The 565-nt window shown below is 68.7% G+C and carries 1 pseudogene; it reads left to right on the plus strand.

Going from position 1 to position 565, the window contains the following annotated elements:
• Nucleotides 1-484 (plus strand): annotated as a pseudogene (locus ELR45_RS37100) (aldo/keto reductase); the annotation flags it as partial.
• Between the last annotated feature and the right edge of the window lie 81 nt (nt 485-565).

Consider the following 565-nt stretch of genomic DNA (forward strand, 5'->3'; position numbering starts at 1 on the left):
GCTGGAACGGTTTGACGAGGCAAACACGTATGCCGCGGCGAATGGCAGGCACGGGTTCGCCGTGCTGAGCAACCACTTCGGCCTGGCAGAGGCTTACGGCGTTCCGTGGGAGGGCTGCCGACACGTCACCGATCCGGCGTCGAAGCAGTGGCTGGCCGACCGCCAGGTGCCGTTGCTGCCCTGGTCGGCGCAGGCACGCGGCTTCTTCGCCGGCCGGGCCCGGCCCGATGACCGCTCCGACGCCGAGCTGGTGCGCTGCTACTACAGCGATGAGAACTTCGAACGGCTGCGCCGGGCCGAGAAGCTCGGCTCCGAGTTCGGAGTGGCGGCGACGGCGATCGCTCTGGCGTATGTGCTGCATCAACCCTTCCCGACGTTCCCCCTGTTCGGACCGCGCTACCTCACCGAGACACGCACATCCGTGGACGCGCTGCAGGTCGAGCTCACCCCGGATCAGGTGGCCTATCTGGATCTGCGCGACTGATGACGACCAGCCCCCGGCCCGCCTCTCCCCGCGTCACCATCAACGACGTCGCCGAGGCCGCCGGAGTGTCCCGGCAAACCG

It is taken from the genome of Phytoactinopolyspora endophytica, from assembly GCF_004138495.1.
GTDB classification, from domain to species: domain Bacteria; phylum Actinomycetota; class Actinomycetes; order Jiangellales; family Jiangellaceae; genus Phytoactinopolyspora; species Phytoactinopolyspora endophytica.